At 58.7% G+C, this 24560-nt stretch carries 25 protein-coding genes and 2 pseudogenes (1 of these 27 cut by a window edge); 6 read left to right on the top strand and 21 right to left on the bottom strand.

Translation table 11 applies throughout. From position 1 onward, the window contains the following. The 6 genes in view from WE862_RS04265 to WE862_RS04240 are tightly spaced (at most 2 nt apart) and all read right to left on the bottom strand, a layout consistent with a single transcriptional unit that may run on beyond the window. A protein-coding gene (locus tag WE862_RS04265) for a hypothetical protein (protein WP_042031073.1) crosses the window boundary here: on the bottom strand, positions 1–1056 show its 5' portion. The gene continues 123 nt to the left of window position 1, outside the view; only the first 1056 of its 1179 coding nucleotides appear in the window; it begins with the start codon at positions 1054–1056; its stop codon lies off the left edge, out of view. Between the two features lie 2 nt (positions 1057–1058). Beyond that, positions 1059–1721, bottom strand: coding sequence for an energy transducer TonB (locus WE862_RS04260; RefSeq protein WP_042031074.1), 663 nt, complete (start codon positions 1719–1721; stop codon positions 1059–1061). Further along, positions 1718–2119, bottom strand: a complete 402-nt coding sequence (locus WE862_RS04255; RefSeq protein ID WP_021230423.1) for an ExbD/TolR family protein — start codon at positions 2117–2119, stop codon at positions 1718–1720. Before WE862_RS04255 ends, WE862_RS04260 begins: the two co-directional genes overlap by 4 nt. Beyond that, the gene (locus WE862_RS04250; protein ID WP_005339367.1) at positions 2116–2646 is read right to left on the bottom strand and encodes a MotA/TolQ/ExbB proton channel family protein; all 531 of its coding nucleotides are present in this window, start codon (positions 2644–2646) and stop codon (positions 2116–2118) included. The genes WE862_RS04255 and WE862_RS04250 overlap by 4 nt, the downstream gene beginning before the upstream one ends. Next, entirely contained in the window at positions 2643–3950 is a 1308-nt protein-coding gene (locus WE862_RS04245) for a MotA/TolQ/ExbB proton channel family protein (protein ID WP_042031075.1), read from the bottom strand. Before WE862_RS04245 ends, WE862_RS04250 begins: the two co-directional genes overlap by 4 nt. After that, positions 3947–4708, bottom strand: a complete 762-nt coding sequence (locus tag WE862_RS04240) for a DUF3450 domain-containing protein (protein WP_042031076.1) — start codon at positions 4706–4708, stop codon at positions 3947–3949. Before WE862_RS04240 ends, WE862_RS04245 begins: the two co-directional genes overlap by 4 nt. A 210-nt stretch (positions 4709–4918) precedes the next feature. Between WE862_RS04240 and WE862_RS04235 the strand changes: the two genes are divergently transcribed. Then, complete coding sequence (locus WE862_RS04235) at positions 4919–5695, top strand: helix-turn-helix transcriptional regulator (RefSeq protein WP_033115220.1); 777 nt, start codon at positions 4919–4921, stop codon at positions 5693–5695. A 60-nt stretch (positions 5696–5755) separates the two neighbouring features. Here the strand turns inward: WE862_RS04235 and glmS are convergent, their stop codons facing one another. Both glmS and WE862_RS04225 read right to left on the bottom strand, forming a co-directional pair. Continuing rightward, complete coding sequence (gene glmS / locus WE862_RS04230; RefSeq protein ID WP_005342365.1) at positions 5756–7588, bottom strand: glutamine--fructose-6-phosphate transaminase (isomerizing); 1833 nt, start codon at positions 7586–7588, stop codon at positions 5756–5758. Between the two features lie 56 nt (positions 7589–7644). Beyond that, complete coding sequence (locus tag WE862_RS04225; protein ID WP_042031077.1) at positions 7645–8418, bottom strand: DeoR/GlpR family DNA-binding transcription regulator; 774 nt, start codon at positions 8416–8418, stop codon at positions 7645–7647. Between the two features lie 122 nt (positions 8419–8540). On the opposite strand from WE862_RS04225, the gene blrA reads away from it, so the two are divergent. The 5 genes and pseudogenes from blrA to creD all read left to right on the top strand — a co-directional run bounded on the left by blrA (position 8541) and on the right by creD (position 13580). Next, a complete protein-coding gene (gene blrA / locus WE862_RS04220) occupies positions 8541–9212 on the top strand; it encodes a beta-lactam response regulator transcription factor BlrA (protein ID WP_041210465.1) in 672 nt (223 codons plus the stop codon). Next, positions 9209–10630 carry a beta-lactam sensor histidine kinase BlrB gene (gene blrB / locus WE862_RS04215; protein WP_042031079.1) on the top strand — a complete coding sequence of 474 codons (1422 nt, stop codon included), beginning with the start codon at positions 9209–9211 and terminating at the stop codon, positions 10628–10630. The genes blrA and blrB overlap by 4 nt, the downstream gene beginning before the upstream one ends. Before the next feature lie 78 nt (positions 10631–10708). After that, positions 10709–11503 (top strand): OXA-12 family class D beta-lactamase, encoded by a 795-nt coding sequence (gene blaOXA, locus WE862_RS04210; protein WP_042031080.1) that lies wholly within the window; start codon positions 10709–10711, stop codon positions 11501–11503. Positions 11504–11614: 111 nt separating this feature from the next. Beyond that, complete coding sequence (locus WE862_RS04205) at positions 11615–12094, top strand: DUF1566 domain-containing protein (RefSeq protein WP_042031081.1); 480 nt, start codon at positions 11615–11617, stop codon at positions 12092–12094. Positions 12095–12210: 116 nt separating this feature from the next. Further along, positions 12211–13580: pseudogene (gene creD / locus WE862_RS04200) on the top strand (cell envelope integrity protein CreD). A gap of 49 nt (positions 13581–13629) precedes the next feature. On the opposite strand, the gene glmU reads toward creD, so the two are convergent. The 13 genes and pseudogenes from glmU to rsmG form a co-directional block, all read right to left on the bottom strand. Next, complete coding sequence (gene glmU / locus WE862_RS04195; protein ID WP_042031085.1) at positions 13630–14991, bottom strand: bifunctional UDP-N-acetylglucosamine diphosphorylase/glucosamine-1-phosphate N-acetyltransferase GlmU; 1362 nt, start codon at positions 14989–14991, stop codon at positions 13630–13632. Positions 14992–15085: 94 nt separating this feature from the next. Next, positions 15086–15514 carry a F0F1 ATP synthase subunit epsilon gene (locus WE862_RS04190; protein WP_033115239.1) on the bottom strand — a complete coding sequence of 143 codons (429 nt, stop codon included), beginning with the start codon at positions 15512–15514 and terminating at the stop codon, positions 15086–15088. Between the two features lie 18 nt (positions 15515–15532). Beyond that, entirely contained in the window at positions 15533–16921 is a 1389-nt protein-coding gene (atpD, locus tag WE862_RS04185) for a F0F1 ATP synthase subunit beta (RefSeq protein ID WP_026455856.1), read from the bottom strand. Between the two features lie 33 nt (positions 16922–16954). Continuing rightward, a complete protein-coding gene (gene atpG, locus WE862_RS04180) occupies positions 16955–17821 on the bottom strand; it encodes a F0F1 ATP synthase subunit gamma (protein ID WP_041210471.1) in 867 nt (288 codons plus the stop codon). Between the two features lie 42 nt (positions 17822–17863). Continuing rightward, positions 17864–19405, bottom strand: coding sequence for a F0F1 ATP synthase subunit alpha (gene atpA, locus WE862_RS04175; protein ID WP_042031086.1), 1542 nt, complete (start codon positions 19403–19405; stop codon positions 17864–17866). A gap of 15 nt (positions 19406–19420) precedes the next feature. Continuing rightward, positions 19421–19954 carry a F0F1 ATP synthase subunit delta gene (atpH, locus tag WE862_RS04170; RefSeq protein ID WP_033115241.1) on the bottom strand — a complete coding sequence of 178 codons (534 nt, stop codon included), beginning with the start codon at positions 19952–19954 and terminating at the stop codon, positions 19421–19423. A gap of 13 nt (positions 19955–19967) precedes the next feature. After that, complete coding sequence (gene atpF, locus WE862_RS04165; RefSeq protein WP_005342350.1) at positions 19968–20438, bottom strand: F0F1 ATP synthase subunit B; 471 nt, start codon at positions 20436–20438, stop codon at positions 19968–19970. 55 nt (positions 20439–20493) lie between these two features. Beyond that, on the bottom strand, positions 20494–20736 hold the full coding sequence (gene atpE, locus WE862_RS04160; protein ID WP_005307205.1) for a F0F1 ATP synthase subunit C: 243 nt from the start codon (positions 20734–20736) through the stop codon (positions 20494–20496). 61 nt (positions 20737–20797) lie between these two features. Next, positions 20798–21577, bottom strand: coding sequence for a F0F1 ATP synthase subunit A (gene atpB, locus WE862_RS04155; protein WP_033115242.1), 780 nt, complete (start codon positions 21575–21577; stop codon positions 20798–20800). An 8-nt stretch (positions 21578–21585) separates the two neighbouring features. After that, positions 21586–21996 carry an ATP synthase subunit I gene (locus WE862_RS04150; RefSeq protein ID WP_033115243.1) on the bottom strand — a complete coding sequence of 137 codons (411 nt, stop codon included), beginning with the start codon at positions 21994–21996 and terminating at the stop codon, positions 21586–21588. A 190-nt stretch (positions 21997–22186) separates the two neighbouring features. Next, the gene (locus WE862_RS04145; RefSeq protein WP_042031087.1) at positions 22187–23095 is read right to left on the bottom strand and encodes a ParB/RepB/Spo0J family partition protein; all 909 of its coding nucleotides are present in this window, start codon (positions 23093–23095) and stop codon (positions 22187–22189) included. Next, the gene (locus tag WE862_RS04140) at positions 23092–23895 is read right to left on the bottom strand and encodes a ParA family protein (RefSeq protein WP_033115245.1); all 804 of its coding nucleotides are present in this window, start codon (positions 23893–23895) and stop codon (positions 23092–23094) included. Before WE862_RS04140 ends, WE862_RS04145 begins: the two co-directional genes overlap by 4 nt. 26 nt (positions 23896–23921) lie before the next feature. Continuing rightward, a pseudogene (rsmG, locus tag WE862_RS04135) lies at positions 23922–24546 on the bottom strand (16S rRNA (guanine(527)-N(7))-methyltransferase RsmG). Positions 24547–24560 lie beyond the last annotated feature (14 nt).

Raw genomic sequence — 24560 nt, 5'->3', positions numbered from 1 at the left:
CTGCTCCTTATTAAGGTGTGCCTGCACCAGCAGCGCTTTGGCACGATTGCCTTGCTCGCCTTTTACCGACTTGATGGCGGCGAGCTGGGTCATGGCGGCATCTGTCTTGCCCTGTTGCAGCAGCAGTTCGGCGGCGCGCATGGCCGCTTTGGGCTGACCATGCTGGTTGGCCAGCTGTTGCCAGCTATCGACCGCTTGTGACCACTCCCGGGCACCTTCCCACAATTGGGCCAGCAGTTGGCGATTTTCAGCACTTTGCTTCATCTGTCCCTTGGTCATGGCCGCTTCAAGCAGACGGGCCCCACGATAAGGCAGCCCTTGCCAGGCATAGAGGCGGATCAGCTGATTGCGGGCAGACGCGTCATCCATCAGTTTTTTGTCGATGGCGGTCTGCAGCAATGCCAACGCCTGATCACCCCGTTTGGCAGAGAGGTTGAGCGACACCGCCTGCTGCCACCATTTGCTCTCTTTGGGTTCGTGGCTGATCAGCTCGGCCGCCTGATCGGCCGCCACGCCATAACGTTGCTGAGCGGTGAGGGCGGAGAGACGAATGATGGCAGCCTGCTTCTGCCAACCCTTTTTCAACAACTGTTCACTCTGGCTGGCGGCGTCACCGTACTGCTTGTTGTGGTAATAGAGGCCGGCCAGACGCAGGCGCAGTGCATCGTCTTGCTTGAGCGCCAGCGCCGCCTTGTAGCTGGCGATGGCACCAGACCAGTTGGATTGCTGGGCCTGAATATCGCCGCGCAGTCGCAGCAGCTGGAGCTGTTGTTGCTCGGGCCACTCTTTATAGGCAAGGGCCTGTTCGACATAACGGCTCGCCTGGGTGGTCTGTTGCAGATTGGCTGCCAGCGAGGCTTGCAACTGCGCCAGCCAGGCACGTTCGGCATCGCTATTTGGCTTGAGACCGGATGCCTTGCTCTGGGCTTGTTGCCACTGACCAGACTGATAGAGCTTCATCACGGGTTCAAGCTGACGGGAGAAGTGAGGGCTGACCTCCATCGCCAGACAGGCTTGGCCAACCAGGGCCAGCAGACAGATCCAGATCCGCAACATAGTTATGACTCCAGTTTGAATTTGAGCGTGATGACTTGCACCAGCTTGTCGGTGGCGCCCGGTCTCGGCTGATAGCGCCACTTGTTGATCGCCTGAATTGCCGCCCGCTCGAACTGTCGCTTGGGCTTAGCCTCAATCACCTCGACATCCTGCACACCACCTTCAGCATTCACGCTAAAACGCAGGGTGACGAATCCTTCGATCCCTGACTGCTGGGCACGATAGGGGTAGACCGGCTCGATCCGTTGCAGCGGCATCAGCATGTCACCGACGCCAATGCCCGCCCCCTGCTGCTGGCCGTGGTAGTTGCCACTCAATACCGGCGCGGTACTGGTCGCCACACCGGGGGCATAAACCTGCACAGCGCTGAGGCTGGATACCAGATCCAGACTCGGCTCAACGGCCGCCAAGGGGGCCGCTGCGGGCATCGGCAGCGGTGTCGAGGCCAATGCGGCAGGAGGCTCTGGCAGAGGCTCGGGCTCCTGCGGCACCGGACGCTCGCGCACCTGCACCTCGGTCACCTCGTTCTGCATATTGATGACAATGGGCTTCTGCTCGCTCGCCAGCTTCTCGCCCCGGGGCGGTTCAACCAGTGTGGCCATAAACAGCAGGATGCCCAGACTGAGGGCAATCCCCAGCCCCAGGCTCATCAGCTTGTATTTCATTTCGGCGCCACCGCCACAGCGATATTGGCGATACCCGCCGCCTTGGCCTCATCCATCACCCGCACCACCTTGCCGTGGGGCACTCGCTCATCGGCCTGGATCACCAGGCTGGCATCGGGTTGCTCCGCCAGCAGGCGGGCGATAGTGGCCTGTACCCGTTCCACATCGATCTGCTTGCGGTCGAGGAAGATCTGACCCTGAGCCCCGATCGCCAGCATGATGCTGGAGGATTTCTGCGCCTTGGCCTGAGTGGCCTGAGGTCTGTGTACCTCGAGCCCGGCTTCACGCACGAAGGAGGTGGTAACAATAAAGAAGATCAGCATGATGAACACGATATCCAGCATGGGGGTCATGTCGATCTGCACTTCGTCACGCTGGCGTTTGGATTGCCGTCTCATTGCATTACCTTCTCTTCTCGCAGGCCGTCCCGGGTCTTGGCCAACGCACGCTTGGCCTGACTCTCGAGCCGACTGAGTAACAACACGCCGGAGAGCGCCACCACCATGCCTGCCATGGTGGGGATGGTGGCGCGGGAGATCCCGCCCGCCATGCTCTCCGGGTTAAAGCGGTTGGCCGCGGCCAACGCATCGAATACACCGATCATGCCGGTCACAGTGCCCAGCAACCCCAGCATGGGGCAGAGCACCACCAGGGTGCGGATGAAGATCAGATGACGGTTCAGTTCCAGCTCGGCCTGCGCCAGCCAGCGGCTGCGGATTGCCCGGGCGTGCCAACTGTGGCGCTCGCTGCGGGCTTGCCAGCGGCCAAGCAGCTGTTGCTGCAAGGGGCCGAAACCCAGATTGAGGTAGAGCAGCCGCTCGATCATCAAAATCCACATCAGCACCAGCAGGGCCAGAATGACCCAGAGCACCGGACCGCCACGGCCCATGAAGCTCTGCAGCTGTTGCCAGATGTCGAGCATCATGCGGCTCGCTCCATCCCGTTGTTATTGCTCTCGGCGCGCTCGGCCAGAATGCCGGCCACCTGCTGCTCCAGTACATTGGAGAGCTCGGTGAAGCGCGATTGCAGCAGGCTGTGGGCCAGGATCAGCGGAATGGCAGCCACCAGTCCCTGTACCGTGGTGACCAGCGCCATAGATATGCCACCCGCCATGATCTTGGGATCGCCGGTGCCAAACTGGGTGATGGCCTGGAAGGTACCGATCATCCCGGTCACGGTACCGAGCAGGCCCAACATGGGGGCTATGGCCGCGATCACCTTGACCATTCCGATGCCGCGCTCCATGCGAGGAGTCTCCTGCAGGATCGCCTCATCAAGACGCAGTTCGAGGGTCTCCATGCTCAGCTCGGGGTGTTTGTCCGCCACCGTCAGCACCCGACCGAGGGCGTTGTCAGCGTGATACTCGCCGCTCTTGAGCTGGCGACGAACCCGACCCAGTTCACGGGAGAGGCTCCACAGCCGTACCGCAGCAATTCCCAGACCGATAGCAGCCAGCAGCACGATAATGGCGCCGACCTGACCACCTTGCTGTACCTGTTGCCAGAAGGTGGGCGCCTGCGCCAGCATCGCCAGCAGAGTGCCATGAGAAGGATCCAGCGGCAGCGCTTCCCCTTCCTGACCCTGATAATCAGCAACGGCAGAGAGTACGCTACCGGGCAGACCCAGTACCGGGCTCAAGCCTTCGGCGGTCGGTTGCAGGAAGCCTTCGCTCCCCAGCAGGGCAAAACTGCCAACCCGGGTCAGCGACTGCTCGCTGGCAGCCCCCTGGGCATCGAGCACCTTGCCGTTGAATTGGGCAATCCGGCCAGATTCGCGGATCTCCTGCAGCAGAGTGGCGGGCAGCAGGGCGAGGGCGGCGCGATCCGGCACCTGTTTATCCTGTGCCATGGCTTTCAGCGGGGCGAGACGCTCAGGGTACTGACCCTCGACGGCGGATTCGCTCAGCAGCTTGACTGCATCGCTGGCCCCCTGACGGGTGACCGCGAAGATCTCGTTCATGTCGCCGGAGGCTTGCTCCCACTGGGCGTTCAGCTCAGTCAGCTGCTTCTCGTTGCTGGCGAACTTGCCGGCCAGCTCCTTGCTCAGGCGCTGGGCCTCGGCCAATTTGGCGCGGGCACTGTTCAGCTCTTTGGAAACAGATGCCAGATCTTGTTGAGCCTGCTGTTCGCGAGCCTGTTCCTGCTGCTGCCACTCATCATTGGCGACAGTGGCATTGGCACCGCAGGAGAGGGCAATAAGGAGGGGAAACCACTTCATGGTGACTCTCATGATTGGGCCTCCTGACTGCGGCTGACAGAGAGGGGGACATTGAGCAACTGGGGAACTTTCTTGTCGCCGGCCACATCCATCGCCTCGGCGATAGGGGAGAGCCACTGGCTATCGAGGGCTTGCCACTGCTTCGCTTCGGCAGACCAGCGCCATGCCTGACTGCGATCGGCAGTCATCGCCAGCAGGGAGACCCGACCCAGTGCCAGCACATCAACCCGACGCGGGGCACCATCCAGCTCCAGCTCGGCGGAATAGCTATCCATCCGACTGCCATATTCGGCTTCGATCTGATAGGCCTGCAGCAACTGGCGGAATTTCTCCGCCTCGCTCACGTCCGCACGGGCCAGGGTCGCTTTCAACTGTTCAACCCGCGCCAGACGATCTTCCTTGCGCAGCGGGATGTCGTTTTGCACCAGCTGTTCCAGATCGGCCTGCATCTGCAGCATCAGCGGGATCAAGCCCTGACGGGTCTCTTGCACCGCCTCCAGCTGCTGGCTCAATTTTCCCAGCTCATTTTGCTGATCGGCCACCAGAGATTGCATGTAGCGGTTGTAGGCTTCGAGGTCACGCAGTTGCAGCTGGGCATTTTGCAGCTCCAGTCGTGCGGCAACGGCGGCATCGGCGGCTTTTTCCACCCGCTGCTGGGAAGCTTTCCCGGCGGCTATGCTGTTCTTGAGGGCGGGAGCAACCAGCTCGTCACCGACCGCAGCAAAGTGGACTGACAGTGGCAACAGTGCCACACCCCATAACTTGTTCATGGAATCACGTCTTATTAATGATAACTATTATCATTATCTCAAATGGCGTGCGGGCTGGCAACGAGAGGATTTTCTTGGCCTTTATGCACAAAAACAGGATAATTTTTAGACACGCACGGATAAATGGCATCGAGTGCCATCTCAAAAAAACATAAATAACGAGAAAAATCTTTTCGATCAGTGTGATAGAGATCGAAAAAGGAGAAAGTCATGCTCAACGATGCTATCTGGGAACACATCGACAAGTTCACCAAGGCAACAAAAACCAGCGATATCCAGCAGCTGCTGGAGCGCTTTAGTCATCAAATGGGCTTTGATTACTTCCGGCTGCTGATTATTTTCCCCATCAGCATGCAAAAATCCCACGTGGCACTGTTCAACAACTGTCCGACCAGCTGGTTCGATGCCTACAGCGAAAACCAGTATCTGACCCAGGATCCGGTGGTCTATCTGGGGCTGAAACAGACGCAACCGATCTTCTGGAACAAACTCGACTGCGACTCGCCCTGGCTGCCCAGCGCCAGCCGCGACGTGATGAATCTGGCTGCCGATTTCGGGGTGCGCAACGGCGTATCCTTCCCGCTCCACACCCCGCAGGGAGAGCACGGAATTCTCTCATTCATCACCAAGGACAAATCCAACACTGACCTGATGTTTGAAAACGTTCCCCTGCTGTCGTTTTGCGCCAGCTATATCTTCAACTCGGCGCTGCAGCTGATCAAAAGCCGCCCCGATTTGATGAGATACCTGACCGAGCTGTCGGATCGGGAAAAGGAGTGCCTGTTCTGGGCCAGCGAGGGCAAAACCTCCTGGGAGATCGCCACCATCCTCGGCATCAGCGAACGGACGGTGAACTTCCATCTCAATCAGGTGACCAACAAGACCGACTCGAAGAACCGCAGTCAGGCCATCGCCAAGGGGATCACCAGCGGCATCATAGTGCCCTCCCTCGACGAGGTGACCATCACCAACCTGCGCCTCTCCTGAGCGGAGGCCAGTAACAAAAAGAGCCGCAATTGCGGCTCTTTTTTTATCTCTGACAGCGACTTACTCGACCGTCACCGATTTTGCCAGGTTGCGCGGCTGATCCACGTCGGTGCCCTTGATGAGGGCAACGTGGTAGGAGAGCAGCTGCAGCGGCACGGTATAAACGATCGGCGCGATCACCTCTTCCACATGGTTGAGATTCATGACTCGCATGGTCTCGTCGCTCTTGAAGCCGGTATCGGCATCGGCGAAGACGTAGAGGATACCGCCGCGGGCACGCACCTCTTCCACGTTGGACTTGAGCTTCTCCAGCAGATCGTTGTTCGGCGCCACCACAATGATGGGCATCTCGGCATCGATCAGCGCCAGCGGGCCGTGCTTCAGTTCGCCTGCGGCATAGGCTTCGGCGTGGATGTAGGAGATCTCTTTCAGCTTGAGCGCACCTTCCATGGCGATGGGGTACTGACTGCCACGGCCGAGGAACAGGCTGTGCTGCTTGTCGGCAAACTCTTCGGCCAGCGTCTCGATCTGCTTGGCCAGCGCCAGGCTCTCTTTAATGCGCTGGGGCAGGGCGTGGAGCGCCTTGACCAGCTCGGCCTCGGCGGCCGCACTCAGGTTGCCGCGGCAGTGACCGACAGATGCCACCAGCATCAGCAGGCCAGCCAGCTGGGTGGTGAATGCCTTGGTGGAGGCCACACCGATCTCGGCACCGGCACGGGTCATAAAGGCCAGCGCCGATTCACGCACCAGCGAGGAGCCCGGTACGTTGCAGATAGCCAGCGAGCTCATATAGCCGGACTCCTTGGCCAGACGCAGAGCGGCCAGGGTATCGGCGGTCTCACCGCTCTGGGAGAGGGTGATCAGCAGGCTGTTGGGACGCACCACGGATTTGCGATAGCGGAATTCGGAGGCGATCTCCACATCGCAGGAGACGCCGGCAATCTCTTCAAACCAGTAGCGGGCGACCATGCCGGAGTGGTAGGAGGTACCGCAAGCGACGATCTGTACATGCTCCACCTTTTCGAAGATGGCGCGCGCGCCGTTGCCGAACGATTCGACCACTACGTGATCGCTGCCCAGACGCCCTTCCAGAGTGTTGGTGATCGCTTTGGGCTGCTCGTGGATCTCCTTGAGCATGTAGTGGCGATATTCTCCCTTGTCACCGGCATCGTGGGAGATATCGGACTCTTTCTCCTCACGCTCAACCGGATTGCCGCTTACGTCGAAAATGTGCACGTCGCGGCGAGTCACTTCGGCCACATCACCCTCTTCCAGGAAGATGAAGCGACGGGTTACCGGCAGCAGGGCCAGCTGGTCAGAAGCGATAAAGTTCTCGCCGATACCGCGGCCAATCACCAGCGGTGAGCCGGAGCGGGCAACGACCACGCGGCTGTCGTCGCGGCTGTCCATCACCACGGTACCGTAAGCACCGCGCAGCTGCTTCACCGCCTTTTGCATGGCAGCCAGCAGGGAGTCGGCGGTTTTCAGCTCGTGATGCACCAGATGAGCGATCACCTCGGTATCGGTATCCGAGTTGAACTCGTAGCCCAGCCCCTTGAGGGTTTCACGCAGCTCTTCGTGGTTCTCGATGATACCGTTGTGTACCACCACGATATGGTCGGAGACATGGGGGTGGGCGTTGCGCTCTGAGGGCTCGCCATGGGTTGCCCAACGGGTGTGGGCGATGCCGGTACCACCGTGGACGGACTGCTCGTCGAGCGCCTTGGCCAGCTCGGCCACCTTGCCCAGACGACGTACCCGCTGCAGCGGCTGGCTGGCGCTGAACACCGCCACACCGGCGGAGTCGTAACCGCGGTACTCGAGGCGACGCAGCCCCTCTACCAGAATTTCAGCCACATCACGTTGGGCAACAGCCCCGACGATGCCACACATACACTTCTCCTTGAGATGCAAATCGTAAATTCGGTTGGATGGTTCAGAGCTCGATGTCAGCAAGTGACCGGGGCGCAGATAAGCGTCACCCCTTGGGCTTGAATCTGTTCTCTGGCCTCGCTGGCCAGCCCCTCGTCGGTCACCAGGGTGTGGATGCTTGACCAGGGCAGTTCGAGATTAGGGATCTTGCGGCCGATCTTCTCCGACTCGACCATGACGATGACCTCCCGCGACACCTCGGCCATGACGCGCGACAAGCCCACCAGCTCGTTGAAGGTAGTGGTACCGCGATCCGGGTCGATGCCGTCAGCCCCGATAAAGAGCTGGTCGAAATCGTAGGAGCGCAGCACCTGCTCCGCCACCTGACCCTGAAAGGATTCGGAGTGGGGATCCCAGGTACCGCCGGTCATCAGCAGGGTGGGTTCGTTCTCCAGCTCGCGCAGGGCGCCCGCCACGTTGAGGGAGTTGGTCATCACGATGAGGCCGCGCTTGTTGCCAAGCAGCGGGATCATGGCGCTGGTGGTGCTGCCGCTGTCGATGATGACGCGGTTGTGATCACGCAGCCGTTCGGCTGCCGCACGGGCAATCGCTAACTTTCGATTCGAAATTTGTTCGGGGTTCGACTCCACCACCATCTCGGAGGGAAGGGGAATGGCGCCACCGTAGCGACGCAACAGCAGACCACCGGTCTCCAGCACGGCCAGATCTTTACGGATGGTCACTTCAGAGGTAGAAAAGTGCTTGGCGAGGGCGTCGACGCTCACTTCCCCCTGCTCTTGTACCAGGGTGACTATGGTGTGACGGCGCTGCTGAGTATTACGTTTGGTCATTTTTAAGTTTCGATTCGAAAGAACATCGAAATGTTAGCGCCTTTTTTGGAAAAATAAAACAGCAAATAGGATCCGCTTTGCTTCAATGCCAGAATGAGGAGCCGATTTGCGACGAGGATGCCATGCAAAAGAGAGTTATCTGGCTGGTGGAAGATGAAGCCAGCATCGCCGACACCCTGATTTATGCCCTGCAGACCGATGGCTTCGAGGTGGAGTGGTTCACTCTGGGCCAGCAGCTGCTGAGCCGGTTGGCCCAGAGCCGGCCCGACTTTCTGATCCTCGATGTGGGGCTGCCCGACATCAGCGGTTTCGAGCTCTGCAAGCAGGTCAGAACGCTGACCGACACTCCCCTGATGTTCCTCACCGCCCGCAGCGAGGAGATTGATCGGCTGATCGGGCTGGAGATCGGCGCCGACGACTATGTGGCCAAACCCTTCTCGCCGCGGGAGGTGTGTGCCCGGGTGCGGGTCATCCTGCGCCGCAGCCAGCCCTCGGCCCAGCCAGCCCCGCTACTGGCACTGGATGAGGAGCGAGCCCGTATTCACTTTCGCGGTCAACCGCTGGCCCTCACCCGTTACGAATATCTGCTGCTCAAGACCCTGATGCAGGCGCCGGGCCGGGTCTACTCCCGCCAGCAGCTGATGGATCTGGTGTGGCAGGATGCCGAAGAGAGTCTGGATCGCACCGTCGATACCCACATCAAGACCATCCGCGCCAAGCTGCGTGAGCATGACCCCGAAGCCAACCTGATCCTCACCCATCGCGGGCTGGGCTATAGCCTGGAGCTGGCATGAGACTCGGACTGCAACTGCTGTGCGGCCTGCTGCTGATCTTCGCGCTGGCCGCCTGGTTCGTGCTGGAGATCTTCGTCGAGGAGATCAAACCGGGGGTGCGCAGCGCCACCGAGGATACTCTGGTCGACATGACCCAGCTGCTGGCACCGCTGGCGCTCGATGATCTGCAAGCGGGCAATATGATGAACGGGCGGCTGGCCAGCGCCTTCGCCCGTCTCAACCAGAATCCCATCAATGCGATGATCGACGGCCACCTCAAACAGCAGGCGGAGTACCGCATCTATGTGACGGATCGGCGGGGGATGGTGATTTACGACTCCGACGGCACGGATCTGGGCAAGGATTATTCCCGCTGGAACGATGTCTACCGCACTCTGCGCGGTCAGTATGGCGCCCGCAGCACCCGCACCGATCCCGACGATGCCGCCAGCTCTACCATGTATGTGGCGGCACCGCTGCGGGAGGGGACAGAGATCATAGGCTCCCTCACCGTCGCCAAACCCAATCGGACCCTGATGCCCGCTATCGAGCGGGGTGAACGGGAACTGCTGCAGGCCGCCGGCCAGATGCTGTTCATCTCGCTGCTGATCGGCAGTCTGCTGGTTTGGTGGCTCAACCGCTCCATCGGCAAACTGGTGCACTACGCCGAATCGGTCAGCAAGGGGGAAGCAGCGCCGCTGCCGCAACTGCACACCGTCGAACTGGATCGGCTCGGCCACGCCCTTGAAACCATGCGCCACCAGCTCGATGGCAAGAGCTATATCGAGGGCTATGTCCACAGCCTGACCCACGAGCTGAAGAGCCCGCTGGCGGCCATTCGCGGGGCAGGGGAGATCCTGGCCGAAACGCCGCCCCCCGAGGTGGCCAGGCGCTTTATCGGCAACATCAATCAGGAGAGTGCCCGCATGCAGCAGCTGATCGAGCGGATGCTGCAACTGGCACGGCTGGAGTCGGGGCAGGGGCTGGATCGGCAAGCGGTAGAGCCAGCCGGGCTCGGCAAGCGGGCGCTCGATGCCCGCCAGATTATCGCCCAGCGCCGGCAGGTAGCGCTGGTCGCCGAGCTGGCCAGCGCGCCGAAACAAAAATGGGACCCGCTGCTGGTAGAGCAGGCCATCGGCAACCTGCTGGACAACGCCATCGACTTTTCACCGGCAGGCTCCAGCGTCACTCTCAGCGGCACCCAGCAGGAGGATGGCTACTGTTTTCGGGTCACCGACAGCGGCCCCGGCATTCCCGACTACGCATTGCCACGGATCTTCGAGCGCTTCTACTCACTGCCGCGCCCAGACAAGGGCAAGAGCAGCGGTCTTGGGCTCAGTTTCGCCCATGAGGTGGCCCACCAGCATGGCGGCCATCTGAGCCTCGCCAACCGGCCGGAAGGTGGCGCCATCGCCGAACTCTGGCTGCCGCTCATCTAGCAACGGCCACTTCACATTCACCACACAGAGCGGCGCTATCCTGCCGCTCTTTCACTTATCAACCCAAGGAATCGCCCCATGTCTCGCCTGCTTCTTTCCGGCCTGCTGGCTACCGGTCTGCTCTATGCAGTGCCGGCCTCTGCCGCCAGCGGCTGTTTTCTCTATGCCGACGGCAACGGTCAGACCCTCTCCAGCGAAGGGGACTGCTCCAGCCAGCTGCCGCCCGCGTCCACCTTCAAGATCCCGCTGGCGCTGATGGGTTACGACAGCGGCTATCTGGTGGATGAAGAACATCCGGCGCTGCCCTACAAACCGAGCTACGATGGCTGGCTGCCCGCCTGGCGCGAAACCACTACCCCGCGCCGCTGGGAAACCTACTCGGTGGTCTGGTTCTCCCAGCAGATCACAGAATGGCTGGGGATGGAGCGCTTCCAGCAATACGTCGACCGCTTCGACTACGGCAACCGGGATCTCTCCGGCAATCCGGGCAAGCATGACGGTCTGACTCAGGCCTGGCTCAGCTCCAGCCTCGCCATCAGTCCGGAGGAGCAGGCCCGCTTCCTCGGCAAGATGGTGAGCGGCAAGCTGCCGGTCTCGGCGCAGACCCTGCAATACACCGCCAATATCCTCAAGGTGAGCGAGATCGACGGCTGGCAGATCCACGGCAAGACCGGCATGGGCTACCCGAAGAAGCTGGATGGCAGCCTCAACCGCGATCAGCAGATCGGCTGGTTCGTCGGCTGGGCCAGCAAACCGGGCAAGCAGCTCATTTTCGTTCATACCGTGGTGCAGAAACCGGGCAAGCAATTCGCCTCGATCAAGGCGAAAGAAGAGGTGCTGGCCGCCCTGCCCGCGCAACTCAAGAAACTCTGATCCCCACATAACCTGACGACAGGGCTGGAGGCCAAAGCTTCGCAACCCGCTCCGATCATCAGGGTCAGCCCGCCGACACCGGGCTGACCGCCATCCGCACAAGAGACAAAAATGAAATTATTCCTGTGGCTGCTCTGGCTTCCGGCCAGCATGGCGCTGGCCGCCTGCGACCTCTCCGATCGCCTGACCCGGCAGGGGGCTGTCATCCATGATCGACTCAACCAGATCGAATGGCAGGTGTGCAGTCTGGGCAGCGAGTGGCAGGAAGGGAAAGGGTGCGTGGGCACACCGGCCCTGCTGACGCTGCTTGAAGCCAAGGATGAAGCGGCCCGTCTTGGCGAGGGGTGGCGACTCCCCACCATCGAGGAGCTCTTCACCCTGCTCGACGAGGATTGCCGGGCGCCGATGACAGACCCCAACTTCTTTCCGGACATCCATGACAACGGGGAAAATGCCGCTCCCTACTGGGCATCCAGCACCATCGAGGAGATGCCGGAGCTTATCTACTACATCGACTTTATCCACGGCTTGATCGATGGCCATACCGATCGCTTCGCGCAAGCCGCCCGGCTGGTGCGCTCCCGCCCCTGAACAATCCCACGGCGCCTGATGGCGCCGTTTTGCTCAGTTCACAGCCACTTCACACAAGCCCATCACCACTTCACGCCAGACTGACAGACTCGCTCCACAGAACAAGGAGACGTGTCATGGTCAAACAGATATTCACCCACAAGATCTTTCTGCTGCTGTTGCTCAGCCTGCTGCTGATGGTACCGGTGCAATCCATCATGGAGCTGAACCGGGAGCGGCAGATTTACCGCAATCAGGCGATCCAGAGCATCATGGCCAGCAGCAGTGGCCCGCAGCGGCTGATGGGGCCGGTTATTGTGCAGCCCTATACCCGTTCGGTGACGGTCGAGCAGGATGGCAAGCGCTTCGTCCGTCAGGAGCAGACCTATCACTACCTGCTGCCGGAACAGCTCGACGTGCAGGCCACCATGGAGGTGACCCCGCGCAAGCTCGGCATCTATCAGGCGCAGGTCTATCAGACCCGGCTCTCCCTCTCCGGCCGTTTGCCGACAGCCGCTCAACTACAAGAGAGCGCGCCGCTCGCCGGGGATGACGAGCTGGTGGCAGGCAAACCCTACCTGAGTCTGGTGCTCTCCGATGCCCGCGGCATCAACAGCGTGCCCGAGTTGCAGCTCGGTAAGCAGCGCACCCCCTTTGCCCCGGGTGCTCGCCTCGGCAGCACCCTGGCCGGGATCCATGCTCCTCTCGACAGCCTGCCGCAACAGGATGGCACCTTCCATCTGGAGCTCAATCTGCAGGGGATGAACGAGCTGGAAGTGGTGCCGCTCGGCCGGGAGAGCAAGCTGCAACTGGGCGGCAACTGGCCCCACCCCAACTTTATCGGTGACTTCCTGCCGGCCAGTCGCAGCCTCAATCAGGAAGGGTTCAACGCCAGCTGGCAGACCAGCTGGTTCGCCACCGATATGGAGAGCCGCTTCAATCGGGCGATGAATGGTGGGGAGGGTGTGTTGCCGACCTTCAGCGTCAGTCTGGTGCAACCGGTGGATCACTATCAGCTCAACGAACGGGCGGCCAAATATGCCCTGCTCTTCATCGGCCTAACCTTTATCAGCTTCTTCATGTTCGAACTGCTCAAGGGGCTGCGGCTCACCCGATCCAGTACGCGCTGGTGGGCATGGGGCAGGCCATCTTCTATCTGGTGCTACTGGCCCTGACCGAACACCTCGGCTTTGGCTGGGCCTATCTGGTGGCCGCGCTGGCCAGCGTGCTGCTCAACGGCTTCTACCTCAGCCATGTGCTGGGTGGCCCGAAGCAGGGGATCGGCTTTGCTGCGCTGCTCGGGCTGGTCTATGCCATTCTCTACAGCCTGCTGCAGGCCGAAGAGATAGCTCTGCTGCTCGGCGCCCTGCTGCTGTTCGCCACCCTGGCGCTGATCATGCTGCTGACCCGCAAGCTCGACTGGTATCAGGTGATGGACTACAACGCCCCCGCCACCACATGGGCAGCTCCCCAACCATCGAGCAGTGACACCGACCATCAGTCATAAGCAAAAAACCGGCGCCATCAGGCGCCGGTTCTATTTCATTGATCGGGCATCACTTCTTCTTGGCCGGACGAGCCCAGTTCTTGATGTGACGCTGGGGTACCCGGGTTATCACGAGTTCATTTTCACCCACGTCCTTGGTAATAGTAGAGCCGGCACCCAGGGTGGCCCCCTTGCCGATGCGAACAGGCGCTACCAGTTGGGTATCAGAACCGACGAACACATCGTCCTCGATGATGGTCTGGAATTTGTTGACCCCGTCGTAATTGCAGGTGATGGTACCGGCACCGATATTCACCCCGGCACCGATCTCGGCATCACCCAGATAGGTCAGATGACCACACTTGGAACCTACCCCCAGACGGGCCTTCTTCATCTCGACGAAGTTGCCAACGTGCGCATCCTGCTCCAGAACCGCCCCCGGGCGCAAGCGGGTAAACGGACCCACTGAGCACTGATCTGCCACCTGTGCCCCCTCGATAACCGAGTAGGGCTTCACCTCGGTGTGATCGCCAATGACGCAATCTTTCAGTACGCAACCGGCTCCGATACGAACGTGATTGCCGAGAGTCACCTTGCCCTCAATGATGACGTTTGCATCAATAACGACCTCTTCACCAATTTCCAAAACCCCACGCAAATCAAAGCGTGCGGGGTCGATCATGGTTGCACCTGCAATCATCAACTTCTCGGCCTGCATCTGCTGATAGCTGCGCTCAAGTTGGGCCAATTGAACCCGATTATTGGCCCCTTCCACCTCAGCGGCACGCTCCGGATGAACGGCGGCAATCGGGCAATTATCGCCGTGAGCCATCGCGATCACATCGGTCAGATAGAACTCGCCCTGAGCGTTTTTGTTGTCGAGACGAGACAACCATTGACGCAACTGGCCCCCATTGGCCACCAGCACGCCGGTGTTTACCTCACGGATCGCCAGCTGCTCGGCATTGGCATCTTTCTGCTCGACGATGCCGACCACCTGACCATTTTCACGGACGATGCGGCCATAGCCGGTGGGGTTGTCCAGCACCACGGTCAGCAGTGCCATCCCGTTTTCCGCTTTGGCGGCGAGCAAGCGCTGCAGGGTCTCGGGCTGGATCAGCGGGGTATCGCCGTAGAGCACCAGCACGTCGTCCTCATCCTTCCAGAACGGGGTGGCCTGGGCGACGGCGTGACCGGTTCCCAGCTGCTGGGCTTGCAACACCCAGTTGACATCAGCCGCCACGATCCGCTCTTTCAGCAGCTCGGCACCATGGCCATAGACCAGATGCAGCTGCTCGGCGCCGACCTGACGGGCGGTATCGATCACATGGGAGACCATGGGTTTGTTGGCAACCGGGTGCAGTACCTTGGGCAGGGAAGAGCGCATGCGGGTGCCTTTACCCGCAGCCAGGATCACGACGTTGAGGGACATAAATTGACCTTTGGAACATGAGGAAATACTCGGCGGAGTCTATCCAACGAGCAAAAAAAAAGCGACCCGAAGGTCGCTTTTTACATCACCGTTATTAGCGGTAATTCTTTTTGACGATATCGATGACTCGCAGTTGAGCCATCGCCTTGGCCAGCTCGGTAGCGGCCTGGGCGTAGTCCATATCGCCATGGGAGCTGTGGATCCGCTCTTCGGCTGCGCGCTTGGCTTCCTGGGCTTTCGCCTCGTCCAAGTCATCGGCACGAATCGCGGTGTCCGCCAGCACGGTCACGGCTTCGGGTTGTACTTCCAGCATACCGCCGGAGATGTACAGCACCTCTTCAGTTCCATTCTGCTTCACCAAGCGGACCAGGCCCGGCTTGATGGCAGTCAGCAACGGAGCATGACCGTGGCGGAGACCCAACTCACCTTCGGAGCCTGATACCTGAGCGGATTGCACGCGACCGGAAAACAGTTTTCCTTCGGCGCTCACCACATCCAGGTGAAAGGAGATCATCTCAGCCATGGGCCCTCCAGTAGAGGCTTACAGTTTCTTGGATTTCTCGACGACTTCGTCGATACCACCAACCATGTAGAACGCCTGCTCGGGCAGATCGTCATACTCGCCTTTCAGGATGCCCTGGAAACCACGGATGGTCTCTTTCAGCGGCACGTATTTACCCGGAGAACCGGTAAACACTTCTGCTACGAAGAACGGCTGGGACAGGAAACGCTCGATCTTACGGGCACGGGCTACGGTCAGTTTGTCTTCTTCTGACAGTTCATCCATACCCAGGATGGCGATGATGTCCTTCAGCTCTTTGTAGCGCTGCAGTACGGTCTGAACGCCACGAGCGGTCTCGTAGTGCTCTTTGCCAACTACCAGCGGATCCAGCTGACGAGAAGTAGAGTCCAGCGGGTCAACGGCCGGGTAGATACCCAGTGCCGCGATCTGACGGGACAGTACGACGGTCGCATCCAAGTGGGCGAAGGTGGTCGCCGGAGACGGGTCAGTCAAGTCATCCGCAGGAACGTAAACGGCCTGTACGGAGGTGATGGAACCGGTCTTGGTGGAGGTGATACGTTCTTGCAGAACACCCATCTCCTCGGCCAGAGTCGGCTGGTAACCTACTGCGGAAGGCATACGGCCCAGCAGTGCGGATACTTCAGTACCGGCCAGGGTGTAACGGTAGATGTTGTCCACGAAGAACAGCACGTCACGACCTTCGTCACGGAACTTCTCGGCCATGGTCAGGCCGGTCAGCGCTACGCGCAGACGGTTTCCGGGCGGCTCGTTCATCTGACCGTAAACCAGAGATACTTTGTCCAGTACGTTGGACTCCATCATCTCGTGGTAGAAGTCGTTACCCTCACGGGTACGCTCACCTACACCGGCGAACACGGAGTAACCGCTGTGCTCGATCGCGATGTTACGGATCAGCTCCATCATGTTTACGGTTTTGCCTACACCGGCACCACCGAACAGACCCACTTTACCACCCTTGGCGAACGGACATACCAGGTCGATAACCTTGATGCCGGTCTCCAGCAGCTCGGTGCTGTTGGACTGATCTTCGTAGCTGGGGGCTTCACGGTGGATTGACCAGCTCTCTTCTTCACCGATCGGGCCTTTCTCGTCGATTGGCTCGCCCAGTACGTTCATGATCCGACCCAGAGTCGCAGTACCGACCGGAACCTGGATGGATTTACCGCTATTCATTACTTCCAACCCACGACGCAGACCGTCGGAGGAACCCATGGTGATGCAACGAACGACGCCGCCACCGATCTGTTGCTGAACTTCCAGCACCAGACCCTGGCCTTGACCTTCGCTAACGACCTTCAGTGCATCGTACACCTGGGGCACGGCATTCTGCGGGAACTCGATGTCCACTACAGCGCCGATGATTTGGACGATGAAACCGTTACTCATGTCAAATCCTCTAAACCTTTGATAACCCTTGCCTTACACCGCAGCAGCACCGGATACGATCTCTGTCAGCTCCTGGGTAATACTGGCCTGACGGGCCTTGTTGTATACCAGTTGCAGATCGTTAATCAGGTTACCGGCGTTGTCAGTCGCGGCTTGCATGGCAACCATTCGGGCTGCCTGTTCACTGGCCAAGTTTTCCACTACACCCTGGTAAACCTGAGATTCGACATAACGAACCAGCAGGGTATCCAGCAGCTTCTTGGGATCCGGCTCATAGAGGTAATCCCAGTGGTGTTTCTTGGCGAGCTTGCTGTCTTCAGTTACGGGCAAAGGCAGCAGTTGATCGACCCGTGGTTGCTGCACCATGGTGTTGACGAACTTGTTGTACACCAGATACAGCTTGTCAATCTCACCGTTGTCGTAAGCCTTCAGCATGACCTTGACTGAACCAATCAGGTCATTGACGCTCGGGTTATCGCCCAGTCCTGCGACGTGAGCTTTCACCTTGGCGCCGTGCCGTTCAAAGAAGTTGGAGGCTTTGTTGCCGATCAGAGCCAGGTCAACCTTGGCACCTTTCGCGCTCCATTGCTTCATATCATTGAGGGCAGCCTTGAACAGGTTGATGTTCAGACCACCACACAGGCCACGGTCGGTGGAGACGACGATGTAACCCACTCGCTTGACCTCACGTTCGATGAGGTAGGGGTGCTTGTATTCCAGGTTCCCCTGAGCGATATGGCCGATCACCTTGCGCATGGTTTCAGCGTACGGACGGCTGGCAGACATGCGATCCTGCGCACGGCGCATCTTGCTTGCTGCCACCATTTCCATAGCGCTGGTGATCTTCTGAGTGTTTTTCACACTCCCGATCTTGTTACGTATCTCTTTTGCGCCGGCCATCTCTTCTCTCCATCAGGTGGCAGCTTGCGCTGCCACACACGCTTACCAGGTCTGGGTTGCCTTGAAGTTGTCCAGCAACGCAGTCAGCTTGCCAACGATCGCGTCGTTGTAGTCAGCCTTGGCATTGATTTCAGCCATCAGCTCGGCATGCTGGGTATCGGCGAAAGAGAGCAGAGCGGCTTCGAAATCGAGGATCTTGTTCAGCTCGACATCGGAGAGATAGCCTTTTTCCGCGGCGAACAGCACCAGAGACTGGTGAGCAACGCTCATCGGAGAGTACTGCTTCTGCTTCATCAGCTCGGTCACTTTCTGACCGTGGTCCAGCTGCTTGCGAGTCGCATCGTCCAGGTCGGAAGAGAACTGGGCAAACGCAGCAAGTTCGCGGTACTGAGCCAGCGCGGTACGGATACCACCGGACAGCTTCTTGACGATCTTGGTCTGGGCGGCACCACCCACACGGGATACGGAGATACCCGGATCAACCGCAGGACGAATACCGGCGTTGAAAGACTGGGAAGTCAGGAAGATCTGACCATCGGTGATGGAGATCACGTTGGTCGGAACGAACGCGGATACGTCACCAGCCTGGGTTTCGATGATCGGCAGCGCGGTCAGAGAACCGGTTTTGCCCTTCACTTCACCCTTGGTGAACTTCTCTACGTACTCGTCGTTGACGCGAGCAGCACGCTCCAGCAGACGGGAGTGCAGATAGAATACGTCGCCCGGGAATGCTTCACGTCCTGGCGGACGGCGCAGCAGCAGGGAGATCTGACGATATGCAACGGCCTGCTTGGACAGGTCATCATAAATGATCAGGGCATCTTCACCGCGGTCACGGAAGTACTCACCCATGGAGCAACCGGAGTACGGAGCCAGATACTGCAGGGCAGCAGCTTCGGAAGCAGAGGCAACCACCACGATGGTGTTGGCCAGAGCACCGTGCTCTTCCAGCTTGCGCACTACGTTGGCGATGGTGGAGGCCTTCTGGCCAATCGCAACGTAGACACACTTAATGCCGGAGTCTTTCTGGTTGATGATGGTGTCGATCGCGATGGCAGTTTTACCTACCTGGCGGTCACCGATGATCAGCTCACGCTGGCCACGACCGATAGGGATCATGGCATCGATGGCTTTCAGACCGGTCTGGACAGGCTGGTCAACAGACTTACGCTCGATAACGCCCGGGGCAATCACTTCTACCGGAGAGAAGCCATCGTGCTCGACCGGACCTTTACCGTCGATAGGCTGACCCAGGGTGTTGACCACCCGGCCCAACAGACCACGACCAACCGGCACTTCCAGAATGCGGCCAGTACCTTTTACTTTCATCCCTTCGGCCAGATCGGCATAGGGACCCATTACTACGGCACCAACGGAGTCACGCTCCAGGTTCAATGCCAGAGCGTAGCGGTTGCCCGGCAGCTCGATCATCTCACCCTGCATGGCATCGGCCAGGCCGTGGACACGAATGATACCGTCGCTTACAGAGACGATGGTACCTTCGTTACGCGCTTCGCTCTTTACATCAAACTGCGCAATGCGCTGCTTGATCAGCTCGGCGATTTCAGTGGAATTCAGTTGCATGCTCTAATACCCCAATCAAGATTGCAGCGCGTCAGCCATGCGATCCAGCTTACCGCGGACAGTTCCGTCGATAACCAGATCACCGGCCTTGATGAGCACCCCGGCCATCAAGGACGCATCGATGCTGCAATTCAGCTTCACTTTGCGCGCGAGACGTTGTTCCAGAGAAGCCTGAATATTGGCTTTCTGCTGGTCGGTCAGTGCAATCGCCGATGTCACGTCAGCCTGAACTTCTTTATCCAGTTCAGCCTTGAACACCACAAATTCGGCAACGACCGCCGGCAGCACACCCAAGCGACCATTCTCAGCCATTACCCGGATCAGGTTCTGGCCATGCTCGTCGAGTTGCTCACCGCAGATGCTGACAAACAGTTTTGCCAGCTCTTCGGCAGCCACAGAGCCGTTTACCAGGGAGTGGATGGTCTCGTTCTTCGCTACTTCCGCAGCGAAGCTGAGCATCCCCAGCCACTGATCAACCGCCTTGTGCTCAACGGCAAACTCGAAAGCAGCCTTGGCGTAGGGGCGAGCGATTGTAGTCAGTTCAGACATAGCCCCGTTCCCGTTACAGTTCTGCTACCAGTTTGTCGACGATGTCGCTGTTGGCAGCCTGGTCGATTTGGCGCGCCAGGATCTTCTCTGCACCAGCAATGGCAAGAGCAGCAACCTGCTTGCGCAGTTCTTCTTTGGCACGATGACGTTCAGCTTCAATCTCGGCACGGCCTTGAGCCAGGATTTTTTCCCGCTCAGACTGGGCTCCGACAGTTGCCTCATCAATGATCTGGGCCTTGCGTTTGTTGGCCTGTTCAATGATTTCAGCAGCCTGGAGCTTGGCTTCTTTCAGCTGATCGACGGCGTTGGCCTTGGCCAAATCCAGATCTTTCTTGGCACGCTCAGCAGAAGAGAGACCATCAGCAATAGCTTTCTGACGGGCTTCGATGGCAGCAATCAACGGCGGCCACACGTACTTCATGCAAAACACTACGAAGAAGAAAAAAGCAATTGCTTGGCCGAGGAGGGTGGCGTTGATATTCACAGCCGATGTCCTCTTTAGTTAGTTAATGGGTTATGCCTGGAGATGTCGTAACGACTTAGCCAGCAACCGCAAACATCACGTACAGACCCAGACCAACGGCGATCATCGGGATCGCATCGACCAGACCCATTACGATGAAGAACTGGGTACGCAAAACAGGGATCAGGTCAGGTTGACGAGCAGCACCTTCCAGGAATTTACCACCCAGAATACCGATACCGATGGAAGCGCCGATAGCAGCCAGACCCATCATCATTGCAGCAGCGATGTACAGCAGGTCCATGTTCAAGTTTTCCATGAGGATCTCCATTTATTTAGATGTAATTGATTGTATAAAAAGGATTATTTGAGTCGCATCATCAATGGTCTTCCTGCGCCATCGACAGATAGACGATGGTCAGAACCATGAAGATGAATGCCTGCAAAGTGATGATCAGGATGTGGAAAATTGCCCAAGGCACGGACAGAATCCACTGTGACCACCAGGGTAGCAAACCCGCAATCAGGATAAAGATCAGTTCGCCAGCATACATGTTGCCGAACAGTCGAAGACCCAGAGAGACCGGTTTGGATACCAGCGTAACAGTTTCCAGGATGAGGTTAACCGGGATGGCAGCCGGGTGATTGAAAGGCTGAAGAGTCAGCTCCTTCACAAACCCGCCGATACCCTTGACCTTGATGCTGTAGTACAGGATCAAGAAGAACACGCCCAAAGCCATGGACATGGTGATGTTAACGTCAGCGGAGGGAACCACACGCAGATAGGGAATACCCATCAATTGTGCAGCGTGAGGGATAAAGTCAACAGGGATCAGATCCATCAGGTTCATCAGGAAGATCCAGACAAACACCGTCAGCCCCAAAGGTGCGATGACCTTGTTGCGACCGTGAAAGATGTCTTTGACGTTACCATTCACAAACTCGACCAGCATCTCCACAAAGCACTGCAGCTTACCCGGCACCCCGCTGGTAGCGTTGACGGCTACTTTGCGGAACAACAGGATAAACAGGGCGCCTAGCACGACGGAAAATACCATTGAGTCGATATTGACCGTCCAGAACCCGGACCCGACTTGCAGGTGGGTCAGGTGGTGGGAGATATATCCCTGAGGAGTCAGGACTTCTCCGGTTGCAGACATGAGTTTTCCTAATAGTGGTTGTTAAGCGTGAATGAGACTATCCACTGTACAACGAGGGCGAGGATATAAGTGGCGAAAAACGAGACGGTAACGACCTCGACTCCCGCACCAAACATCAGGGCGAATAGACCTGTTGTAGTAATGAGCTTAATCCCTGCCCCACCATAAAAGTCCCGCAGAACCAGACCCACACTCTCGGCCGTTACCTTGCGGCGCAGTACCCAGAGAGTGAACAAGGCCTGAGGAACCCAGTACATCCCCCCTCCGTAAAGGGCGGAATAACCGGCGCTGGCACCAGTCAGGTAATACCAGACGGCACTCATCGCCAGGATCAGGACCAGCTGACAAACGAGCATAACCAAGGCCAGTGTCAAACCTTCCAAGGCTATTTTCTGCTTCACCAACCTACCCCTGAACATTACAGAACTGTAAAAAATCGGGATCCGAAGACCCCATGTTAACAGCTCTAAAAGCCGGTCAAATTATACCCTTGAGGGCCACTATTGCAATATGACAAAAATCCTTAATTTTTGCGGCTTTCAGCGCAAAATCAGGGTTATGCCCATATCAAAAGGAATGGATGTTTTATTACTACAAAAAGCGTAAAAATCACGATTCCGACACGCCAAAATAGCCCAATATGCGGTCCAAATCGGACAAGTTCTCGTAACTAATTACTAACTTTCCGCTATCCCGCTTGCCAGGCTGAAGTTGTACCTGATTGCCAATTTTTTCAGCCAACTGGCGCTCCAGGTAACCGAACTGGGGATCGCGGACCGGTTCGACCCTGGCTTTTGCCGGCTCCAGCGCCTTTTGCACCAGCTTTTCGGTATCACGCACAGTCAGCCCTTTCTGGGCAACCAGCTTGGCCAGTTCGGACTGGGCCTGGCCACTCAGGGCCAGCAGGGCACGGGCATGGCCCATGTCGAGATCGCCATGCTCGACGAAACGCTTCACGTCATCGTTGAGCTGGTTGAGACGCAACAGGTTGGTCACCGTGGTGCGGGACTTGCCCACCGCCTCGGCCACCTGCTGGTGGGTGAGTTCAAATTCGGTCAGCAGTCGCTGCAGGGCGACCGCCTCTTCGATGGCGTTGAGATCTTCGCGCTGGATGTTCTCAATCAGCGCGATGGCCACCGCAGCTTCGTCAGGTACATCCTTGACGATGCAGGGAACCACTTCAAGCCGGGCCAGCTGGGACGCACGCCAGCGCCGTTCGCCAGCGATGATTTCAAAAGAGTGTTCGGCGACCGGACGCACCACGATGGGCTGGATCACCCCCTGGGCGCGGATGGAGTTGGCCAGCTCTTCCAGCGCATCCTGCGACATGTCCTTGCGCGGCTGGTACTTGCCCGAGTGCAGCCACTCGACCGGCAGCTTGCGCAGCTCACCCTGGTTGGTGGGGGCCATGGCCTGCTCGGTACGTTGATCGCTCATCACCTGTTTCTGGCGGGCAGCCGTACTGGTACTGAGCAGAGCATCCAGCCCCTTGCCCAGTCCACGTTTTTTCGGAGTCATACGCTCTCTCGGTCTGCGATGGTCGCCTGACGTTCCTGCTCCTGGCGGCGCAGGATCTCGCCAGCCAGAGCCAGGTAGGCCTTGGCGCCCACCGATGATTTGTCATAGTGCATGGCCGGCGCACCGAAGCTCGGCGCCTCCGCCAGTCTGACGTTGCGGGGAATGATGGTGCGGTAGACCTTGTCGCCGAAGTGCTGTTTTAGCTGATCGGACACATCATTGGCCAGCCGGTTGCGGTGATCGTACATGGTACGCAGCACCCCTTCGATCTTGAGATCGGGATTGACCACGGCGGCCAGCTTGCTGATGGTATCGACCAGGGCGGTGAGCCCCTCCAGCGCATAGTATTCGCACTGCATGGGCACCAGCACGGAGTCGGCGGCGGCCATGGCATTCACGGTCAGCATGTTGAGGGAAGGGGGACAGTCGATGAAGACGTAGTCGTACTTGTCCCGCACCGAGGCCAGCGCATTGCGCAGGCGGATCTCGCGGGCGAAAAACTCCATCAGGCGGATTTCGGCCGCGGTCACGTCGGCGTTGGCAGCAATCAGGTGATAGCCACCGGAAGTTTCGGGGATGATCACCTCGCTGATGGGGGCATCTTCGATCAGCAGCTCATAGGCGGTGCGCTCGACTTCGTACTTGTCGACGCCGCTGCCCATGGTGGCATTGCCCTGCGGATCCAGATCGATCACCAGCACCTTGCGCCGGGTGGCGGCCATGGAGGCGGCCAGGTTCACACAGGTGGTGGTTTTACCCACTCCACCCTTCTGGTTGGCTATGGCAATGACTTTTCCCACACTATCCCCTAAATGAAACTGCGACCCTATTCGGGCTGGATATGTTTGAATTCCAGCAGATGACGTTCGCCTTCCAGCTCCGGCACCCGTAACTCATGACAGGCTACCAGACGGATATTGGCAGGCAACTGGGCCAGCTCCTCTGCGGGATATTGTCCCTTGAGCGCGAGGAAGCTGCCCTGTTCTGACGGCAGGTGGTGACACCAGCTCAGCATGTCCTCCAGCGAAGCGAACGCTCTGCTGAGTACACCATCAAACCCGACTTCGGGTTGATACTCTTCAACCCGGGATTTGATCGGCGTCACATTGGTCAACCCCAGCTCCAGAATGACCTGGCGGATGAAGTTGATCCGTTTACCCAGACTGTCCAGCAGAACGAACTGCTTGTCCGGGTTGATGATGGCCAGCGGCAGTCCAGGCAAGCCGGGCCAGCACCACATCGATGAAGCGCTCCCCGTGCAAGTGGGGGCTTACCACCAGACTGTCGAGGATATGCTTGACCAGCATGGCGTCCGGATCACGAACCGAGGTGAGATTGTAAGCCTTGTTCCACTTGTGCAGCAACTCGACCAGCTGCACCAGTTGGCTCTTTTGGGTATCAGTGATAACAATTCCGGCCTGCATGAGCAGGCCGTTCAATCTTTCCAGCATATTTTCCAACGGTA

The organism is Aeromonas jandaei, assembly GCF_037890695.1.
GTDB lineage: Bacteria > Pseudomonadota > Gammaproteobacteria > Enterobacterales > Aeromonadaceae > Aeromonas > Aeromonas jandaei.
The sequence above is the reverse complement of the archived record's forward strand: the minus strand, read 5'-3'. Positions and strand labels throughout refer to the sequence as shown.

Excerpts from the sequence above, each read along its gene's own strand:
- WE862_RS04260 (WP_042031074.1), bottom strand. The coding sequence starts at position 1,721 with ATGAAATACAAGCTGATGAGCCTGGGGCTGGGGATTGCCCTCAGTCTG.
- WE862_RS04255 (WP_021230423.1), bottom strand. The coding sequence starts at position 2,119 with ATGAGACGGCAATCCAAACGCCAGCGTGACGAAGTGCAGATCGACATG.
- WE862_RS04250 (WP_005339367.1), bottom strand. The coding sequence starts at position 2,646 with ATGATGCTCGACATCTGGCAACAGCTGCAGAGCTTCATGGGCCGTGGC.
- WE862_RS04245 (WP_042031075.1), bottom strand. The coding sequence starts at position 3,950 with ATGAGAGTCACCATGAAGTGGTTTCCCCTCCTTATTGCCCTCTCCTGC.
- WE862_RS04240 (WP_042031076.1), bottom strand. The coding sequence starts at position 4,708 with ATGAACAAGTTATGGGGTGTGGCACTGTTGCCACTGTCAGTCCACTTT.
- WE862_RS04235 (WP_033115220.1), top strand. The coding sequence starts at position 4,919 with ATGCTCAACGATGCTATCTGGGAACACATCGACAAGTTCACCAAGGCA.
- glmS (WP_005342365.1), bottom strand. The coding sequence starts at position 7,588 with ATGTGTGGCATCGTCGGGGCTGTTGCCCAACGTGATGTGGCTGAAATT.
- WE862_RS04225 (WP_042031077.1), bottom strand. The coding sequence starts at position 8,418 with ATGACCAAACGTAATACTCAGCAGCGCCGTCACACCATAGTCACCCTG.
- blrA (WP_041210465.1), top strand. The coding sequence starts at position 8,541 with ATGCAAAAGAGAGTTATCTGGCTGGTGGAAGATGAAGCCAGCATCGCC.
- blrB (WP_042031079.1), top strand. The coding sequence starts at position 9,209 with ATGAGACTCGGACTGCAACTGCTGTGCGGCCTGCTGCTGATCTTCGCG.
- blaOXA (WP_042031080.1), top strand. The coding sequence starts at position 10,709 with ATGTCTCGCCTGCTTCTTTCCGGCCTGCTGGCTACCGGTCTGCTCTAT.
- WE862_RS04205 (WP_042031081.1), top strand. The coding sequence starts at position 11,615 with ATGAAATTATTCCTGTGGCTGCTCTGGCTTCCGGCCAGCATGGCGCTG.
- glmU (WP_042031085.1), bottom strand. The coding sequence starts at position 14,991 with ATGTCCCTCAACGTCGTGATCCTGGCTGCGGGTAAAGGCACCCGCATG.
- WE862_RS04190 (WP_033115239.1), bottom strand. The coding sequence starts at position 15,514 with ATGGCTGAGATGATCTCCTTTCACCTGGATGTGGTGAGCGCCGAAGGA.
- atpD (WP_026455856.1), bottom strand. The coding sequence starts at position 16,921 with ATGAGTAACGGTTTCATCGTCCAAATCATCGGCGCTGTAGTGGACATC.
- atpG (WP_041210471.1), bottom strand. The coding sequence starts at position 17,821 with ATGGCCGGCGCAAAAGAGATACGTAACAAGATCGGGAGTGTGAAAAAC.
- atpA (WP_042031086.1), bottom strand. The coding sequence starts at position 19,405 with ATGCAACTGAATTCCACTGAAATCGCCGAGCTGATCAAGCAGCGCATT.
- atpH (WP_033115241.1), bottom strand. The coding sequence starts at position 19,954 with ATGTCTGAACTGACTACAATCGCTCGCCCCTACGCCAAGGCTGCTTTC.
- atpE (WP_005307205.1), bottom strand. The coding sequence starts at position 20,736 with ATGGAAAACTTGAACATGGACCTGCTGTACATCGCTGCTGCAATGATG.
- atpB (WP_033115242.1), bottom strand. The coding sequence starts at position 21,577 with ATGTCTGCAACCGGAGAAGTCCTGACTCCTCAGGGATATATCTCCCAC.
- WE862_RS04150 (WP_033115243.1), bottom strand. The coding sequence starts at position 21,996 with ATGTTCAGGGGTAGGTTGGTGAAGCAGAAAATAGCCTTGGAAGGTTTG.
- WE862_RS04145 (WP_042031087.1), bottom strand. The coding sequence starts at position 23,095 with ATGACTCCGAAAAAACGTGGACTGGGCAAGGGGCTGGATGCTCTGCTC.